Consider the following 17164-nt stretch of genomic DNA (forward strand, 5'->3'; position numbering starts at 1 on the left):
GCACGCCGCTTGCAGTCCTTCCGGACGCGGAGAGATCCCAGGAGGCGGGCATGACGGGCAGCTTGGCGCCAGAACAGGTCGAGGCTTATCGCCGCGACGGCATGGTCTTCCCACTCACCGCTTTCAGCCCGGAGGAGGCGGAGCGCTACCGGCAGAACCTCGTGCGCTGCTGCGCCGAGGCCGAGCGCCCCAAATCCGAAGCAGGCATCCGCCAGCCCTCCTCCCGCGTGAAGTCCTACCTGCTCTTCCCCTGGGCGGCGGAGCTGATCCGCCACCCCGCGATCCTGGATGCGGTGGAATCGGTGATCGGCCCGGACATACTGGCCTTCCACAACACCATCTGGTGGAAGCCCGCCCGCAGCGAGGGTGTCGTGCCCTGGCATCAGGACGGCACCTATTTCGGCCTGGAGCCTTTCGAGCATGTCACGGCCTGGGTGGCCCTGACCCCGAGCAACCTGGAGGCCGGCTGCGTCGAGGTGCTGCCCGGCAGCCACCTGGCTGGGCAGCGAGCCCATCGCGACCGCAAGGACCCGCGCATCATGCTCTCCCGCGGGCAGAGCGTGGCGGAGATGGTGGACGAGACACAGGCGGTGCCCATGATCCTGGAACCTGGCCAGTTCTCGCTGCACCACACCATGGCGCTGCACGCCTCCCGCCCGAACCGCTCGGCGGCGGACCGCATCGGTATCGGCATCTCCTATATTCCCACGCGGGTGCGCCATATCGGCGAGACGCGCCTTTCCGCGACCCTGGTGCGGGGCGAAGACCGCTACGGCCATTTCGAGATGGAACCCCGCCCGGCGGCGGAGGCCGATCCAGCCGCAATGGCGGCCCATGCTGAGGCGATCGGCCGCTTCTGGAGGGCCAGCGAGGCCATCCCGGAAATGGCACTGGTGCACTGACCCGCCGCAGCACGGCCCGGACCGCCGGGGGAAGCTCCCTGGGCAAGCCGGAACAACTGCTTGCCCCCTGCCCCGCCATCCCCTATACGCCCCGCCACCCTGCCGGGCGCGAGGCATCGCGCCCGGCTATGCCCTATTCTGGCTGCCGCATCCCGCGCCGGCCACCGGGGCTGAGCCATCCGAAGGGACAGAGATGCCACTTTATGAAACCGTGCTTATTGCGCGGAATGACCTGACGCAGGCGCAGGTCGAGGCCATCGCCGACCAGGTCGGCGAGATCATCGGCGGTGCCGGCGGCGAGATCCGCAAGCGCGAGTACTGGGGCCTCCGTGGCCTCGCCTACAAGATCAAGAAGAACCGCAAGGCCCACTACATGCTGCTGGGCCTGGACTGCACCGCGGACGCCGAGAAGGAGGTCGCGCGTCAGCTCGGCCTGCACGAGGACGTGCTGCGCCACATGACGCTGCGGATCGAAACCATCGACGAGGCCCCCTCCGCCATCCTCGCCAAGCGCGGTGAGGACCGTGACCGTGACCGCGGCTTCCGCGGCCCGCGTCCGGCCGGCCGCTTCGGCTCCGGCCGCGGCCGTGAGCGCGGCGATGACCGCGAGGAATTCCGGGCCCGTCCCCGTGACGAGCTCGAGCCCATGGGCGGCGAGGAGTAAGCCAAGATGTCCGATACGACCGACCTCACCCCCGCCGCGCGCCGCCCGGCCGTTGGCGCCCGCCGGCCCTTCTACCGCCGCCGCAAGTCCTGCCCCTTCTCCGGCCCGAACGCGCCGAAGATCGACTATAAGGACGTGCGCCTGCTCTCTCGCTTCCTGAGCGAGCGCGGCAAGATCGTGCCGTCCCGCATCACGGCGGTCTCCGCCAAGAAGCAGCGCGAACTGGCGAACGCCATCAAGCGCGCCCGCTTCCTGGCGCTGCTCCCCTACGTCATCAACGACTGATCGGGGGCACGGCACCATGATCGACGTCATCCTGATGCAGCGGGTCGAGAAGCTCGGCCAGATGGGCGACACCGTGAAGGTGAAGCCCGGCTATGCCCGCAACTTCCTGCTGCCCTCCGGCCGCGCCATCCGCGCGACCAAGGACAACCTGGCCCGCTTCGAGCGTGAGCGCGCGCAGCTCGAGGCCCAGAACCTCAAGCGGCGTGAAGAGGCCGAGCGCGTGGCCGAGCGGATGGAGGGCCTGCAGGTCGTCCTGATCCGTTCCGCCGGCGAGAGCGGCGCCCTCTACGGCTCCGTCTCCGGCCGCGATATCGCGGACGCGACGAAGGACGCCGGCCTCACCATCACCCGCGACCAGGTGATCCTGGAGCAGCCGATTAAGACGCTGGGCCTGACCACCGTCCGCATCGCGCTGCACCCGGAGGTCTCCATCCCGGTGATCGTGAACGTCGCCCGCTCCCCGGAAGAGGCCGAGAAGCAGGCACGTGGCGAGGACCTGCGCGCCGAGCAGGAAGCCGAAGAGGCCAGCCTCGAGGCCGAGCTGGCCGCCGAGCTCTCCGAGCTGGGCGCCGCCCGCGAATAGACTCGCGCGCAAGCGCGGATCGGGAATGGCCGCCCCTCGCCCGGGGCGGCCATTTGCGTTTCTGGCCAAATTTTAATCAGGTTTCGGTCGTCACGCTTTCGTGATTACGTGTCGTGCTAATTGCGCCCCCCGTTACAGAGGCAGAGCCTTCCCCTGAAGGAGGCCGAATCTTGCTTCTCGATTCCATCATCTCCCGCCTGATCCGCCACGGATCCCTGAAGGTCCGCTACCCGGACGGCACGAGCCGCGTGTTCAAGGGCCCCCAGCCCGGGCCTAGCGCGGCCGTCGCCTTCACCACCCCAGAGGTCGTCCGGCGCCTTCTCTGGAACCCAAACCTCGCCTTCGGCGAGGGTTACATGGATGGTGGCGTCGAGCCGATCGAAGGCTCGACCATCTATGACGTGCTGGATGTCATCATCCTGAACCTCGCCCAGGGCAGCACCCATCCGGCCATGAAGCTCGGTGCCGGGCTGCGCTGGGTTAGCCGGCGCTTGCTGGACCTGAACACCACCACACGCAGCCGCCGGAACGTCGCCCATCACTACGATCTGAACGGCACGCTCTATTCGCTCTTCCTCGATGCCGACCGCCAGTATTCCTGCGCCTATTTCCCCACGGGGAAGGAAACGCTGGAAGAGGCACAGGCCCTTAAGAAGCGCCACCTTGCTTCAAAGCTGAAGCTGGACCGGCCGGATCTGGAGGTGCTCGACATCGGCTCCGGCTGGGGCGGCCTCGCCATCACCCTGGCCAAGGAATATGGCGCCCGCGTCACCGGCCTGACCCTGTCTGAGGAGCAGCTCGCCGAAGCCCGTGCCCGTGCCGAGTCGGCCGGTCTCTCGGACCGCGTAAAGTTCGAACTGATGGACTACCGGGCCTGGAAGCGCCCGATGGATCGGGTCATCTCGGTCGGCATGTTCGAGCATGTGGGCATCAATCACTACACCGCCTTCTTCCGCACCGTGAAAGGCGCGCTGAAGGAAGACGGGGTGGCCCTGATCCACGCGATCGGCCAATCCGAAGGACCCGCCACGACCAATCCCTGGATGACCAAATACATCTTCCCCGGTGGGTATTCCCCTGCCGTATCGGAGGTGATCCCGGCGATCGAGAAGGCCGGGCTCTGGATGACCGATCTGGAAATCCTACGCCTGCACTACGCCATGACCCTGCGGCACTGGCGGGAGCGCTTCGCGGCCAACCGCAATGCCATCAAGTCGCTCTATGACGAGCGCTTCTGCCGGATGTTCGAATTCTACCTGGCATGCTCGGAACTCGCCTTCCGCCGATGGGGCCATATGAACTGGCAGGTCCAGCTCACCCGCAAGCTGGATACCCTGCCCCTGACCCGCGACTACATGATCGATGCGGAACGAGCGGCAGCTTATCCACATGATCCACCGCCATCCACAGCACTCCGGGAGAAGGTGGAGCAGGACGTGGAGCGCGCCGGGGGCTAAACTGCCCTCATGAACGCCTTCGACGCGATGCTCCCGCCAGGGGCGGAGCCAGCCGGCAACGGCGTGCTCGGCCTTTCCCAGCGCCTGCCCCCCTCGAATATCGAGGCAGAGCAGGCGCTGCTCGGCGCGCTCCTGGCCAACAACAAGGCCTATGAGCGCGTCTCCGAGTTCCTCGCATCGGAACACTTCGCGGATCCGATCCACGGCCGGATCTATCATTCGATCCAGCGGCGCATCGAGGCCGGCCAGTTGGCCGATGTCGTCACCCTGCGCGCGGAATTCGAGCATTCCGGCGTGCTCGATGAGGTGGGCGGCCCGGCCTATCTGACGCAGCTCCTCACGGCCATGGTCGGCATCATCAATGCCGGCGAATATGGCCGGGTCGTCTATGACTGCTACCTGCGCCGCCAGCTCGTGGATCTCGGCGAGGAGGTGGTGAACCGCGCCTTCGGGGCGGAGCCGGAGCTGGACGGCAAGGCCCAGCTGGAAGCCGCCGAGCAGGCCCTGTTCAATCTGGCCACCGACGGCACCACCGAAGGCGGAATGGTCAGCTTCGAGAAGGCACTGACCGCGGCGGTGGAGCTGGCTGAGCGCGCCTTCAGCACCCCGGGCGGCGTCTCCGGCCTTTCCACCGGGCTTCGGGACGTGGACAGCAAGCTCGGCGGCCTGCACCCGTCGGACCTTCTGATTCTTGCCGGCCGCCCCGCCATGGGTAAGACCGCGCTCGCGGTGAAAATCGGATTCGGCGCCGCCAAGGCGGTGATTCGGGAAGCGCAGGAGAAGGATCCGAACGCGGTCGTCCGCGGCGGTGTCGCCATCTTCTCCCTTGAAATGAGCGCCGACCAGCTCGCCACCCGTATTCTCTCGGAGCAGTCACGTGTTTCGGGCGACCGCATCCGCCGCGGGGACATCGCCCAGCGAGACTTCGACAAATTCGTGGAAGTGAGCCGCGAACTGGCGAGCCTGCCGCTCTACATCGACGATACCCCGGCCATCACCATCTCAGCGCTGCGCACCCGCTGCCGCCGGCTGATGCGGACCAAGGGGCTGAGCCTCATCATCGTGGACTATCTCCAGCTGATGCGCCCCGCCGCGGGCACCCGGCCCGAGAACCGCGTGCAGGAAATCAGCCAGATCACCCAGGGCCTCAAGGCCATCGCCAAGGAACTCTCGGTTCCCGTCATCGCCCTCTCCCAGCTCTCCCGCCAGGTGGAAAGTCGCGAGGATAAGCGGCCGCAGCTCGCCGACCTTCGTGAATCCGGATCGATCGAGCAGGACGCCGACGTGGTGATGTTCGTCTATCGCGACGAATATTACCTGGCCCAGCGCATGCCGAAGGAACTGAACTTCGACAACCAGGAGAAGTACACCGAGGCGCTGGACAAATGGCAGAAGGACATGGAGCAGGCCCATAACAAGGCCGAGCTGATCGTCGCCAAGCAGCGCCACGGCCCCACCGGCACAATCCGGCTGTTCTTCGAGGGTGAGTTCACCCGGTTCGGCGACCTCGACCAGACGCACGACCAAGACAGTTATGAATGAGACGTCTGGCGTCCTGACGGTTGATCTCGACGCCATCACTGCCAACTGGGCCGCCCTCCGAGCCCGCCACGCCGAGCTGGGGGGGCGGGATACAGGGGCGGCGGTCAAGGCCGATGCCTATGGGCTGGGCGCCGCCCGGGTCGCACCGGCCCTGGCCAGTGCCGGTTGCCGGCACTTCTTCGTCGCCCATCTGGCAGAGGGTATGGAGGTCCGGGCCGCCATCGGCCCTGGCCCCATGGTGGCCGTGCTGAACGGCTTCCGTCCCGGACAGGACGAAGACGCCGCCCTCACCCCCGTGCTCAACTCGCCTGGCGACGTCGCGGCCTGGTCTGGCACGGGGCGCGACGCCATCCTGCATATCGACACCGGCATGGCCCGCCTCGGCCTTTCCCCGGATGAGCTGACCCGCCTGGCTGACGACCTCTCGCCGTTGCGGGGCATCCATCTTCTCTATGTCATGACCCACCTGGCCTGCGCGGATGAGCCCGGCCACCCGCTGAATGCCGAACAGGCCGCCCGCTTCGGCGCCGCCCGCCGGCGCCTTCCGGCCACCCCCGCCTCCTTCGCCAATTCATCCGGCCTCTTCCTCGGGCGTGACTTCGCCTCCGACCTCGCCCGGCCCGGCTGCGCCATCTATGGCCTGAACCCGGCCCCCGGCCGCCCAAACCCCATGCGCCCCACGATCCGGCTGGCCGCCCCTGTGCTTCAGGTCAGGGAGATTCCGGCCGGCACGCCTGTCGGCTATGGCGCCACCTGGGTCGCCCAGCGCCCCTCCCGGATCGCAACCGTTGCCGCGGGCTATGCAGATGGCTATCTGAGGTCTCTCTCCGGCCGCGCCGTGGCCCGTCACCACTCGCAGGACGTTCCCCTGGTCGGCCGGATATCCATGGATCTCATCACCTTCGACGTGACCGACCATCCCGCCATTGCCGCCGGCTCGATGATCGAGCTGATCGGCCCCGGCAACTCCGCGGACGATCTGGCCGCCTGGGCAGGCACGATCGGCTATGAAATCCTGACCTCCCTGGGGGCCCGCTATCGCCGCGCCTATGTGAAGGCCGCGTGACCACCGCCTCGCTTGCCCTGAAGCCCCTGGACTGGGTGGCGGCCCTTGGCCGTGCCGCCATCTCGCTATGCCGCGCCACGGGCGCCATTGCCCTCTTCGCGCTGGAGGGGCTGAGCCACCTCGTCCGCCCGCCCTTCCACTTCCGTCTTTTCCTCCGCGCCTTCCTGGAGATCGCCTATTTCTCGCTGCCCGTTGTGGGGCTGACGGCGGTCTTCACGGGCATGGTGCTGGCGCTGCAATCCTATTCCGGCTTCTCCCGTTTCGGGGCGGAAGGGGCGGTGGCGAATGTGGTCGTTCTTTCCATAACCCGGGAACTTGGCCCCGTCCTGGCCGGGCTGATGGTCTCAGGCCGCATCGGCGCCGCCTTCGCCGCCGAAATCGGGACCATGCGCGTCACCGACCAGATCGACGCCCTCACCACCCTCTCCACCGACCCGATGAAATATCTGGTCACCCCGCGCCTGCTGGCCGCCATCCTGGCCATGCCGCTCCTGGTGCTGGTGGCGGATGTGCTGGGCGTCATGGGCGGCTACCTGATCGGTACCCTGAAGCTGGGCTTTTCCAGCGCCGGCTATCTCCAATCCACGCTCAACTTCCTGCAATGGATGGACGTGGTCAGCGGCCTGGCGAAGGCGGCGGTCTTCGGCTTCATCGTGGCCCTGATGGGCACCTGGTGCGGCTACACCTCCCGCGGTGGCGCGCAGGGCGTCGGCTCGGCCACCACAATGGCCGTGGTTGCTTCCTCTATTCTTATTCTCGCCCTCGACTACGTGCTGACCGAAGCGTTCTTCGCCCGATGATCGCATCCGGCCCTGAATCGGGGGGCGGCGCATGACGCCCAAGATCCGCCTGCGCGGCCTGAGAAAGTCCTTCGGCCCCAAGATGGTGCTGGACGGCGTGGACCTCGACATCATGCCCGGCCGGTCCATGGTGATCCTCGGCGGCTCCGGCTCCGGCAAATCCGTCACCGTCAAATGCATTCTCGGCCTCATCCAGCCCGATGCCGGGCTGATCGAGATCGACGGCCGCAACCTGCTGGCCATGTCCGCGCGGGAGCGCGAGGCGGTGCTCGACCGCACCGGCATGCTCTTCCAGAACGGCGCCCTCTTCGACAGCCTCCCGGTCTGGGAGAATGTCTGCTTCAAGCTCCTGGCCCAGAACCGCATCAGCAGGGCGAAGGCGCGTGACAAGGCCGCCGAGGCCCTGGCCGCCGTGGGTCTGGACGCCAGCGTCGGTGATCTTCCCCCCTCCGAACTGTCGGGCGGCATGCAAAAGCGCGTTGCCCTGGCCCGCGCCATTGCTGCCGAACCCGAGATCATCTTCTTCGACGAGCCCACCACGGGCCTCGACCCCATCATGGGCGCGGTGATCGATGGGCTGATCGTGGACTGTGTCCGCCGCCTCGGCGCCACGGCCGTGACCATCACCCATGACATGGCCAGCGCCCGCCGCATCGGGGATGACGCGGCCATGATCCATAAGGGAAAGATTGTCTGGACCGGCCCCGCCGCGACGCTGGGCGAAACCGGCAACGCCATGGTGGATCAGTTCGCGCATGGCGATCGCGAAGGACCGATCGCTATGGAGTTGCGGCGCTAGAGCGCCTCCAGTTTGATCGGCCGCGTTGCCTGAGTTGGCGAGGTCGTTGCAGCACTCATCGGGCATGCAGGTTTCGATCAGCCGCCCGATCATGCGCCTGAGGGTCTCCGAGGTACGGACCGCGGTTTTTCGAAGCAGCGCCTTCGGCCTGCAAAGATTTGGCCTAGAGCATCTTCCGTAGCGTGCCGTCGCGGCGGATGAACTGGTGCCACAATGCCCCGGCGACGTGCAGGACGATCATGCCGATCAGACTCCATGCCATCAGGCGGTGGATGAGGGTAAGGGTCTCGGCCAGCGGCACGTTCTTTCCGACCGGGTCTGGCAGCGGAATCAGGCCGAACCAGCTGAATGGAAAGCCCCAGGCATTCGTAGCAACGAAGCCGACCACCGGCATGCTCAGCAGCCAGACATAAAAGGCGGTGTGGTTGGCGCGCGCAGCAAAGGCCAATGCGCGGGGCAGGTCGGCAGGAAGAGGTGGGGGCGGATGGCCGAGGCGCCAGGCGAGGCGCGCGAGGGTCACGGCCCAGATCGTCACGCCGATGCTCTCATGGATGTTGTAGAGGGCGAGCTTGAATGCCTCGTCATCCGGCCGGGCATGGGCGATCCAGAGACCAAAGCTGGCGGCCGTGAGCACCAGCGCCACGGTGGCCCAATGGAAAGCACGCGATACCGCACCGTAGCGAAGCGGTGGCTCTCGCTCTGCCTGGGCCCTTCCGATGCGTCCAGAGCTTCCACCCATGATCATCGCTACCTCCCTCGGGCGGGCTCTGCCCATGCGGTTGGAAGGTAACCCAGCCCTTCCCTTTGACGCATCACGGACGGCAAAGCTCCGTCCGCGCGGCTCGCAGGAATCCCGCGACTTCAAACATCACGGCAACGATTTAGTTCTTGGCTGTTGAGCCAGGGGCCGGAAGGCACTGGGCCATGCGCGCCAGCATCCGCTTCGAACCGGTCAGGTCCAATGGCAGGGCGATCCAGCCCGCCCCCGGATGCAGCACGAGAAGGGTGATGCCGCCGCTAGAATTGGGCTGAACGGCCCACTGCATGTGCTCATGCACAAGCGCCTGGATGCCACCCCCTGGCTCAGGCGGCGCATGGGCCGGAACCATCCCCGCCCTCAGGCCGATCAGCGCCCGGATCAACCCATCCACGGCCTTGGTCGTCAGGATGAAAGGCTCGGTCAGGGCGGGGGTGACCAGCAACCCTGTCCCGTTATTCACCACATTTAAGTCGATCGGCCTCGAAGGCTTCTCGTTCACCCTGCTCTCCAAATCCTCCGAGCAGGGTTACACCATGGCTGCGGCCCCTCCGACAGCAACACTCTTTACTTCCGGCCGCCCCTTTACTTTCGACCGTGCTTTTCCTCGCCCGTGATGCCCGGCTGATGCCTGTCCATCCGCGGCGGCGCCCCCATATCTCCGATGAAATGAACGGCCCACCGCCTGCCCTGCTCGACATCGCCCGGATCTATCTGGAACCCGCCGTGGAGACCTATGCGCGCGGACGGGAGATCCTCGCCCGCTTTCCAGGGGCCGAGCGCGTGCCGGTCGCCTCCCACTGGCGCATCCCGGAACTTCGGGAGGGTGACCCGGGGGACTATCTGCGTGCCAAGCGGCAATCCCTGGTGCTCGGCGTGAAGAAGGGCCTCGCCTTTCGCCCGAACGGCCGCAGCGCGGATTTCATCGCGCCCTCATCCTCCAATGGCTGCGCCATGGCCTGTGCCTATTGCTATGTCGCCCGCCACAAGGGTCACGCAAACCCCATCAGCGTCTTCGTCAATATCGAGGACATGACAGCAGCCATCGCCCGCCACGCTGCCCGCCAGGGCGCCAAGCCTGAGCCGAACCAGGTGGACCCGCACGACTGGGTCTATGACCTCGGCGAGAACGGCGATCTCTCAGTGGATGCGCTGATCTCTGACAATGTCCGCGACCTCGTCGCCCTGTTCCGCACCCTGCCCAATGCCAAGGGCAGTTTCGCGACGAAATGGGTGAACCCCGACCTGCTGGATTATGACCCGAGGGGCCGCACGCGCATCCGCATCTCCCTGATGCCGCCCGCCATGGCAAAGTTGCTGGATGTCCGCACCTCCCCCGTGGCGGAGCGCATCGCCGCGATCCCCGAACTGCACCGCGCCGGCTATGAGGTGCATCTGAACTTCTCCCCCGTTGTCTTGCGGGAGGGATGGGAAGCGGAATGGGGCGAGCTCTTCGCCGAACTTGACGACGTGCTGCCCACCGCCGTGAAGGACCAGCTCGCAGCCGAGATCATTATGCTGACCCACAATCAGGGCCTGCATGAGGTCAATCTCGCCTGGCACCCGAAGGCGGAGGAGCTGCTCTGGCGCCCCGATATCCAGGAGGAGAAGGTTTCCGAGGCAGGCGGCGTGAATCTGCGCTACCGCACGGGCTGGAAGGGCCGCTGGCTCCAGCGCTTCAAGGAGCTGCTGGCCGCCCGCATGCCCTATTGCCGGGTACGCTATGCCTTCTGACGCCGTGCTGGAGACACCGGTCCGCCCGCACCCGCTCTGGAAGCCGAAGCGGCTCCTGATCACCCCTTCTGCTCTCTCCTGGCCCCAGGGCGAGGCCATGGCCGAACGCGCCGCCGCGCTTGGCACCGAGATCGTTCGGTTGAAGGCCGACCGCCTGACCGGCCTTCCCGACAATTACCGCGATGCCAAGACCACCATGGCCGTGGTGGTCGCCTCCCCCAGCCGCCGCAAGCCGCAGCCCATTCCACCCAGCGCGGATTGGCGCTTCGACCTGGCTGAGGGCTGCCCGGCCCATTGCTCCTACTGCTATCTCGCGGGCTCCCTGGCCGGCCCGCCCATCATCCGCGCCTATGCCAACCTGCCGGAGATCCTGGCCGCCTTGCCGCCCCTGCTTGGCCAGGGCCAGGTCACGTCGCGCAATGCCGCCCCGCCAGATGGGCAGCCAGCACAGCGGCGGCAAAGAACGGGAAGGTCTCGGCGAAATTCTTCCAGGCGCGTGTCAGCCGCCCCGCAAGGCCGCTCGGCTCCGCCTGCGGGGCATCCCGCGCACCCGTCGCCCATTGCAGCCCACCAGGCCGCTGCCGGGTCGTCGTCGCTGCGGCGAGCACGATTTGCACGAGGCCCAGCACCACGCTCCAGGCCAGCCAGCGAAGTTCCGGGGTCATCGCGCGCCTCATTATGTTTCTTGCCGGCAACGCAATCACAACTGGCCGGTCCTCGGGAAGCCCCCCGGTATCCGCACCCGCAGGGGCATGAAGCGCCATGCAGCATGAAAGGCGGGAAGCGCGCCCCGAGCGGCTTGCGATGCGAGACCCCGAAGCCTACTCGGACCTGAGGGGGACACTTGCCAGTTGCCCCGCTTTACCAGGCCCGGAGGAACGCCAACTCGTGCCGATCAGATCCCGCATTGCCCTGCCGCTCACCCTCAGGCGGACGCGCAAGCTGCGGGTCGCGACCGGCCGCTGGCGGAACGCGGCCCTGTTCGTGCTGGGCGGCATCGTGGTTGGCGCGGCGGCCGTCGGCATCGCCATCGCGGCGGATCACGCAAGCCACTTGTTCGAGTCCCTGGTCACCCATTCTCCGCTCGTCGCCTTGGTGCTCACACCGCTGGGCTTCGCGGCATCCAGTTGGATTGCCCGAAGCTGGTTCCCGAATTCCGGAGGCAGCGGCATCCCGCAGGCCATCGCCGCGCGCCATCTCCACGGCCTGGCGGCGCGGGAACGCTTGGTGTCGCTGCGCATCGCCCTGGGCAAGGCGCTGCTGCTCGTTCTCGGCCTTCTCTGCGGCGCCTCGATCGGGCGAGAGGGCCCGACCGTTCAGGTGGGCGCATCCATCATGTTTGCCGTTGGCCGCCTCTCGCCCCGGCGCCAGCCCGGGCTGATCCTGGCCGGGGCAAGCGCCGGCGTGGCAGCCGCCTTCAATACGCCCCTTGCCGGCATCGTCTTCGGGATTGAGGAGATGAGCCGCTCCTTCGAAACACGGACCAGCGCGATTATTATCGGCGCCGTCATCGCAGCCGGCCTCACCTCGCTCGTGCTGCAGGGCGACTACACCTATTTCGGCACCACGGGCGCGGTGCTGGGCGGCTCCATCCAGGGTTGGCTGGCCGTCCCGATCCTTGGCGTGGTCGGCGGGCTGCTCGGTGGCGGCTTCAGCCGCATCATGATCCTGTTCGGCAGCGGCCTGCCGGGCCGGCTGGGCACGGCGATCAAGGGCCATCCCATCCTGTTCGCCACGGCCTGCGGGCTGGCGGTCGCTCTTTGCGGCCTGTTCTCGGGCGGCACCATCTACGGCACGGGCTACGCCCAGGCGCACGCCCTCGTGCAGGGCGAAGGCGAGGTTCCCGGCAGCTTCGGCCTGCTCAAGCTGGTCGCGACGATCGTCTCCTCGGTCAGCGGCATCCCCGGCGGCATCTTCGCCCCCTCGCTCTCGGTGGGCGCCGGCCTGGGCGCGAATATGGCGGCGCTTATGCCTGGCGCACCGGCCCAGGCGCTCGTCGTGCTGGGGATGGTGGCCTACTTCTCCGGCGTGGTGCAGGCGCCCATCACCGCCTTCGTCATCGTCGCGGAGATGACGGACAACCACGGGCTCGTCGTGCCGCTGATGCTGGCTTCCCTCATCGGCTTCGCGACATCCCGGCTGGTCTGCCCGGAGGGAGTCTATCACGCGCTGGCCCGCAACTTCGTGGCGGCGGAAAAGGCCCGCCTGCCCAGGACGGCCGAGCCCTCCGCCTGATCATGGCGCCCTGACCGCCCCCGCGCGGCGTCGCCCCTTCTAACTGGGTCCGCCCCGCGCTACATCCGACATGTCCACGTTTCGTTCCTGATCGGGCCTCCCTTGGCGAAACCCACCCACCGCTTCGTCTGCCAATCCTGCGGCACCGTCCACCCGAAGTGGCAGGGCAAGTGCGAGGGCTGCGGCGATTGGAACACCTTATCCGAGGAGGTGGTGGAAGCCCGCGCCCCTGGCCCGGCCAAGACCGCCGCGGTTGGCGGCCGCAAGGTGGAGTTCGTCGCCCTCAAGGGCCGGGCCGCCCCCCCGCCCCGCACCCGCACCGGCATCGAGGAGTTGGACCGGGTGCTGGGCGGCGGCTTCGTCCCGGGTTCGGTCGTGCTGGTCGGCGGCGATCCCGGCATCGGCAAGTCCACCATCCTGCTCCAGGCTGCCGCCCGCGTGGCCGAATCGGGCAAGCGCACCCTCTATGTGTCGGGTGAGGAGGCCATCGAGCAGGTCCGCCTCCGCGCATTGCGCCTCGGCGTCTCCGGCGCCCCGCTCGGCCTCGCCGCCGCCACCTCGCTGCGCGACATCCTTGCCAGCCTAGAGGAGGAGCGTGACGCTGGGCTGGTGATCATGGACTCCATCCAGACCGTCTGGCTGGACAGCCTCGATTCCGCCCCCGGCACCGTCAGCCAGGTCCGCGCCTGTGCCGCAGAGCTGGGCAGGCTCGCCAAGTCCAAGGGCTTTGCCCTCGTTCTGGTTGGCCATGTCACCAAGGAAGGCACCCTCGCCGGCCCCCGCGTGCTGGAGCACATGGTGGACGCCACCCTCTATTTCGAAGGGGATCGCGGCCACCAGTTCCGCATCATGCGCGCCACCAAGAACCGCTTCGGCGCGACCGACGAGATCGGCGTCTTCGAAATGACGGAGACCGGCCTCGCCGAGGTGTCCAACCCCTCCGCCCTTTTCCTCGCGGAGCGCCGCGGCAATGTCTCGGGCTCGGCGGTTTTCGCGGGGCTGGAGGGCACGCGCCCCGTGCTGGTGGAGGTTCAGGCCCTTCTCTCCCCCTCCGCCGGCGGCAGCCCGCGGCGGCAGGTGGTGGGCTGGGATTCCGGCCGCCTTGCCATGCTGCTGGCCGTGCTGGAGAGCCGCTGCCGCATGACGCTGGGCATGAACGATGTCTATCTGAACATCGCCGGTGGCCTGCGAATCAACGAACCGGCCGCCGACCTTGCCGTGGCCGCCGCCCTGGTCAGCGCCGCCACGGACCGCCCGTGCGCACCCGACATGGTCTTCTTCGGGGAAGTCGGCCTGTCCGGTGAAATCCGCCAGGTCGCCCAGACCGAACTCCGCCTGCGGGAGGCCGCCAAGCTCGGCTTCTCCGCCGCCACCCTGCCCCGCCGCGTCGCCCGCGGCGGCCGCGCGCTATCGGCGCCGGACGGGCTGCGTCTGAGCGAGATCGGACACCTCGCCGACCTCGTGGCGCCCTTCGCCGCGGGGTCGCGGCCCAGGCCGGCGCAAAAGCCGAAGGCGAAACCGGAAGAGGTTGAGGCGGAGTGAGGGTGGCCCCTGGCTGAGCCTTTGCCTTTCCCGGAGTCCGCCTACTCTCCCAGCCCCGCGCTCAGCTCCAGCGCCTGTCGCTCGAAAAGCCGCCGGTAGAGCCCGCCGGGACGAGCCACCAGCGTGTCGTGCCGTCCTTCCTCCACCACAGCCCCACGCTGGAAGACGAGGATCCGGTCCATTGCCCTCACGGTGGAAAGGCGGTGGGCGATGACGATGGAAGTCCGGCCTTTCAGCAGACGGCCCATGGCCTCCTGGATCGCGGCCTCGCTCTCTGAATCGAGGGCGGAGGTGGCTTCGTCCAGGATGAGAATGGGGGCGTCGGCCAGGAAGGCCCGTGCCAGGGCCACGCGCTGACGCTCTCCGCCCGAGAGCTTCACCCCCCGTTCCCCCACCAGCGTGGCGTAGCCGCGCGGCAGGCGCTGGATGAAATCATCCGCATTGGCCAGGGCGGCGGCGCGGCGGATTTCCTCCATGGTCGCGCCGGGGCGGGCATAGGCGATGTTCTCGGCGAGCGACCGGTGGAACAGCACCGGCTCCTGCTGAACGATGGCAATGTTCGCCCGCAGCGAAGCCTGGGTGGCCGCGCGCACATCCTGCCCGTCGATGGCCACGCGCCCCTCGGTCACGTCATGCAGGCGCTGGATAAGCTTCACCAGCGTCGTCTTGCCTGAACCCGAGGGCCCCACCAGCCCGACGCTCTCCCCTGCCCGGATCCGGATGTTCAGGTCATGGTAAAGCGGCGTGGAATGCCCGCCATAGCGGAAGGTGACGTGCTCGAAGGCGATCTCCCCACGGGTGATCGCGATGGGGCGGGCATCGGGCCGGTCCTCCACCCCCAGCGGGGTATCGTGCAGGGCGACCAGCTCCTCCATCTCGTTCACGCTGCGCTGGAGGTTGCTGATGTGATGGCCAACATCCCGCAGATAGCCCTGCACGGTGAAGAACATGGTCAGCACCGTGGCCAGGTCGCCCGCGCTCGCCCGGTCTCGCCACCACAGCCAGAGCGCGGCGCCGATGATGGTGACGCGGAGCGCCAGCATGGTCAGGGTCTGCACGGCATCCGAAGCCGTGCCCCGCCGCCAGGTGCGGGCCGTGCGGCGGCTCCATTTCGCGGCAATGCCGCTAAGCCGCGCATCCTCCCGCGCCTCGGCGCCAAAGGCCTTCACCACGGCATTGGCGCCGATGGCATCCGCCATGGCCCCACCCAGCCTCGTATCCCAGGCATTGGAGAGGCGAGCGGCGGGCGCCACCAGCCGCAGCGAAAGGGTGACGGTCAGCACCACGTAGAGGATGCCCCCCACCGCCACCAGCGCCCCCATCAGCGGCCATCGCCAGCCCAGCAACAGCGTGGCCCCCAGCAGCACGAGGGCGGAGGGCAGCAGGGCGATGAAGATCGTGTCGTCCAGCAGGTCGATCGCCCACATGCCCCGGCTGATCCGGCGCACGGTGGAGCCGGCGAAGCTGTTGGCATGCCAGTCCGAGGAGAAGCGCTGAACGCGGTGGAAGGCCTCGGCCGCCGTAGCGGACATGATCCGCAAGGTCAGGCCAATGATGGCCATGAAGGCGCCGGCCCGCAGGCCCATCACCGACAGGCCGAGCAGCGCCAGCACGCCCAGCGACCGGAGGGACTCGGCCAGGGCCGCCTCGCGCCCGATCTCCCCGGCACGGGTGATCGCGTCGACGATCCGGCCCGCGAAGATCGGCACCAGCAGGTCGGCCATGGTGGCCAGCGCCATGCCGCCGGTGGTCGCGGCCAGCAGGGCGGGATGGCGGCGCCAGTGCCGCCAGAGGAAGAGAAGGACGGCGCGGAACGGCTCTGCGCGTTTTTTATCGGCAGTCACGAACGCATACCGCCCGTGATGCGGGCGGCCCTTGGTGAAGGGACAAGGCCGCCATGGGCGGCGGTCCCTGAAGGTTGGAAAGACTGGAGGAAGGGTCGGCGGCGGGCGCCGCGGCCGACCTAGCGGCTATCGCCGGGCGGCAGGCCCGGCTGGCCGCCCAGCAAAACGGCCGCCTGCGGATGACGCGGATCAGTCATGGCGGCCCTCCTGCTCCGGGAATGTAACGGCGCACCATAGGAACATTCCTGAACCAGCGGCAATTCACGTTCCGGAGGCCTGGGCCGGTGACACGGAGGCCACTCCATGGCCCCGCCACATGCCTCCCCCGCAACGGCCGGGGCCACCGAAGCGTGACGCCGCGCCGCACCATCGCTATACCCCGGCACCGATGACCTGGGTCGATGCTGTCTTCCTTGCGCTGATCGCCGTCTCGGGCGTCATCGGCTACATGCGCGGCCTGGTCCGGGAGGTGCTGGGCGTCGGGGCCTGGGCCGGGGCCCTGTTCTTCGCCTTCTACATGCTGAATGGCACGCGCGGCCTCTTCGCCAACATGTTTCCCCAGGAATGGATGGCCGATATTGCCGCCCTGGCCGCGGTCTTCATCGTCACCCTCATCATCCTGAAGATCGTCATCGCGCTGATCGCCCGTGCGGTGCGAAACTCCGTCCTGGGCGGCGTGGACCGTGCGCTGGGCATCGTCTTCGGCCTCGGGCGGGGTGTGATCGTGATCCTGGTTGCCTATATCGCAGCCGGAGCCTTCGTTCCGAACACGGATATCTGGCCGGAGCCGGTCCGCCAGGCCCGCAGCCTGCCCCTGATCGCCGACGGCGCCGCCTGGCTGAACGCACAGCTGCCCACCCAGTACCGCCCCCGACTGCCCGATCCCCCCTCGGGCCGGTCCCCCACCGCCGAGGAGCTGTTGCGCCCTCCCGCGCGCAACCGGATCTGATCCCC

At 67.9% G+C, this 17164-nt stretch carries 17 protein-coding genes and 1 pseudogene; 14 read left to right on the top strand and 4 right to left on the bottom strand.

From position 1 onward, the window contains the following. The first annotated feature begins 50 nt into the window (after positions 1 to 50). The 9 genes from ACO1BU_RS10045 to ACO1BU_RS10085 all read left to right on the top strand — a co-directional run bounded on the left by ACO1BU_RS10045 (position 51) and on the right by ACO1BU_RS10085 (position 8098). Entirely contained in the window at positions 51 to 902 is an 852-nt protein-coding gene (locus tag ACO1BU_RS10045; protein WP_424135802.1) for a phytanoyl-CoA dioxygenase family protein, read from the top strand. A 193-nt stretch (positions 903 to 1095) separates the two neighbouring features. Continuing rightward, positions 1096 to 1566: a 30S ribosomal protein S6 gene (gene rpsF / locus ACO1BU_RS10050; protein WP_424135803.1), complete on the top strand. Its 471-nt coding sequence runs from the start codon at positions 1096 to 1098 to the stop codon at positions 1564 to 1566. A gap of 6 nt (positions 1567 to 1572) precedes the next feature. Then, positions 1573 to 1851 (top strand): 30S ribosomal protein S18, encoded by a 279-nt coding sequence (gene rpsR, locus ACO1BU_RS10055; RefSeq protein ID WP_043830720.1) that lies wholly within the window; start codon positions 1573 to 1575, stop codon positions 1849 to 1851. A 16-nt stretch (positions 1852 to 1867) separates the two neighbouring features. Continuing rightward, entirely contained in the window at positions 1868 to 2434 is a 567-nt protein-coding gene (gene rplI, locus ACO1BU_RS10060; protein WP_424135804.1) for a 50S ribosomal protein L9, read from the top strand. Positions 2435 to 2604: 170 nt separating this feature from the next. Next, entirely contained in the window at positions 2605 to 3891 is a 1287-nt protein-coding gene (locus ACO1BU_RS10065) for a class I SAM-dependent methyltransferase (protein ID WP_424135805.1), read from the top strand. Positions 3892 to 3918: 27 nt separating this feature from the next. Next, on the top strand, positions 3919 to 5433 hold the full coding sequence (locus ACO1BU_RS10070) for a replicative DNA helicase (RefSeq protein WP_424135969.1): 1515 nt from the start codon (positions 3919 to 3921) through the stop codon (positions 5431 to 5433). Then, on the top strand, positions 5426 to 6499 hold the full coding sequence (gene alr / locus ACO1BU_RS10075; protein WP_424135806.1) for an alanine racemase: 1074 nt from the start codon (positions 5426 to 5428) through the stop codon (positions 6497 to 6499). Before ACO1BU_RS10070 ends, alr begins: the two co-directional genes overlap by 8 nt. Next, entirely contained in the window at positions 6496 to 7299 is an 804-nt protein-coding gene (locus ACO1BU_RS10080) for an MlaE family ABC transporter permease (RefSeq protein WP_424135807.1), read from the top strand. The genes alr and ACO1BU_RS10080 overlap by 4 nt, the downstream gene beginning before the upstream one ends. A 31-nt stretch (positions 7300 to 7330) precedes the next feature. After that, positions 7331 to 8098, top strand: coding sequence for an ABC transporter ATP-binding protein (locus ACO1BU_RS10085; protein ID WP_424135808.1), 768 nt, complete (start codon positions 7331 to 7333; stop codon positions 8096 to 8098). Between the two features lie 163 nt (positions 8099 to 8261). Here ACO1BU_RS10085 and ACO1BU_RS10090 read toward each other — a convergent pair whose 3' ends face one another. Beyond that, positions 8262 to 8837, bottom strand: coding sequence for a cytochrome b (locus ACO1BU_RS10090; RefSeq protein WP_424135809.1), 576 nt, complete (start codon positions 8835 to 8837; stop codon positions 8262 to 8264). Between the two features lie 142 nt (positions 8838 to 8979). Continuing rightward, a complete protein-coding gene (locus tag ACO1BU_RS10095; protein ID WP_424135810.1) occupies positions 8980 to 9357 on the bottom strand; it encodes a hypothetical protein in 378 nt (125 codons plus the stop codon). A 167-nt stretch (positions 9358 to 9524) separates the two neighbouring features. On the opposite strand from ACO1BU_RS10095, the gene ACO1BU_RS10100 reads away from it, so the two are divergent. Next, entirely contained in the window at positions 9525 to 10589 is a 1065-nt protein-coding gene (locus tag ACO1BU_RS10100) for a spore photoproduct lyase family protein (RefSeq protein ID WP_424135811.1), read from the top strand. Further along, positions 10579 to 10956, top strand: a pseudogene (locus ACO1BU_RS10105) (spore photoproduct lyase family protein); the annotation flags it as partial. The gene ACO1BU_RS10100 and the pseudogene ACO1BU_RS10105, both read left to right, overlap by 11 nt. Before the next feature lie 40 nt (positions 10957 to 10996). On the opposite strand, the gene ACO1BU_RS10110 reads toward ACO1BU_RS10105, so the two are convergent. Beyond that, entirely contained in the window at positions 10997 to 11254 is a 258-nt protein-coding gene (locus tag ACO1BU_RS10110; RefSeq protein WP_424135812.1) for an MAPEG family protein, read from the bottom strand. 223 nt (positions 11255 to 11477) lie between these two features. On the opposite strand from ACO1BU_RS10110, the gene ACO1BU_RS10115 reads away from it, so the two are divergent. Continuing rightward, a complete protein-coding gene (locus ACO1BU_RS10115) occupies positions 11478 to 12824 on the top strand; it encodes a chloride channel protein (protein WP_424135813.1) in 1347 nt (448 codons plus the stop codon). 102 nt (positions 12825 to 12926) lie between these two features. After that, positions 12927 to 14366, top strand: coding sequence for a DNA repair protein RadA (radA, locus tag ACO1BU_RS10120; protein WP_424135814.1), 1440 nt, complete (start codon positions 12927 to 12929; stop codon positions 14364 to 14366). Between the two features lie 41 nt (positions 14367 to 14407). Here the strand turns inward: radA and ACO1BU_RS10125 are convergent, their stop codons facing one another. Then, complete coding sequence (locus ACO1BU_RS10125; RefSeq protein ID WP_424135815.1) at positions 14408 to 16210, bottom strand: ABC transporter ATP-binding protein; 1803 nt, start codon at positions 16208 to 16210, stop codon at positions 14408 to 14410. 316 nt (positions 16211 to 16526) lie between these two features. On the opposite strand from ACO1BU_RS10125, the gene ACO1BU_RS10130 reads away from it, so the two are divergent. After that, positions 16527 to 17159, top strand: a complete 633-nt coding sequence (locus ACO1BU_RS10130) for a CvpA family protein (RefSeq protein WP_424135816.1) — start codon at positions 16527 to 16529, stop codon at positions 17157 to 17159. Positions 17160 to 17164 lie beyond the last annotated feature (5 nt).

Source organism: Roseomonas chloroacetimidivorans (assembly GCF_049629625.1).
Taxonomy (GTDB): domain Bacteria; phylum Pseudomonadota; class Alphaproteobacteria; order Acetobacterales; family Acetobacteraceae; genus Roseomonas; species Roseomonas chloroacetimidivorans.

Bases quoted from the DNA above. Each gene is read 5' to 3' on its own strand.
- rpsR (WP_043830720.1), top strand. From the start codon at position 1,573: ATGTCCGATACGACCGACCTCACCCCCGCCGCGCGCCGCCCGGCCGTT.
- rpsF (WP_424135803.1), top strand. From the start codon at position 1,096: ATGCCACTTTATGAAACCGTGCTTATTGCGCGGAATGACCTGACGCAG.
- ACO1BU_RS10070 (WP_424135969.1), top strand. From the start codon at position 3,919: ATGCTCCCGCCAGGGGCGGAGCCAGCCGGCAACGGCGTGCTCGGCCTT.
- ACO1BU_RS10045 (WP_424135802.1), top strand. From the start codon at position 51: ATGACGGGCAGCTTGGCGCCAGAACAGGTCGAGGCTTATCGCCGCGAC.
- ACO1BU_RS10130 (WP_424135816.1), top strand. From the start codon at position 16,527: ATGCCTCCCCCGCAACGGCCGGGGCCACCGAAGCGTGACGCCGCGCCG.
- ACO1BU_RS10110 (WP_424135812.1), bottom strand. From the start codon at position 11,254: ATGACCCCGGAACTTCGCTGGCTGGCCTGGAGCGTGGTGCTGGGCCTC.
- ACO1BU_RS10085 (WP_424135808.1), top strand. From the start codon at position 7,331: ATGACGCCCAAGATCCGCCTGCGCGGCCTGAGAAAGTCCTTCGGCCCC.
- ACO1BU_RS10100 (WP_424135811.1), top strand. From the start codon at position 9,525: ATGAACGGCCCACCGCCTGCCCTGCTCGACATCGCCCGGATCTATCTG.
- ACO1BU_RS10090 (WP_424135809.1), bottom strand. From the start codon at position 8,837: ATGGGTGGAAGCTCTGGACGCATCGGAAGGGCCCAGGCAGAGCGAGAG.
- rplI (WP_424135804.1), top strand. From the start codon at position 1,868: ATGATCGACGTCATCCTGATGCAGCGGGTCGAGAAGCTCGGCCAGATG.
- alr (WP_424135806.1), top strand. From the start codon at position 5,426: ATGAATGAGACGTCTGGCGTCCTGACGGTTGATCTCGACGCCATCACT.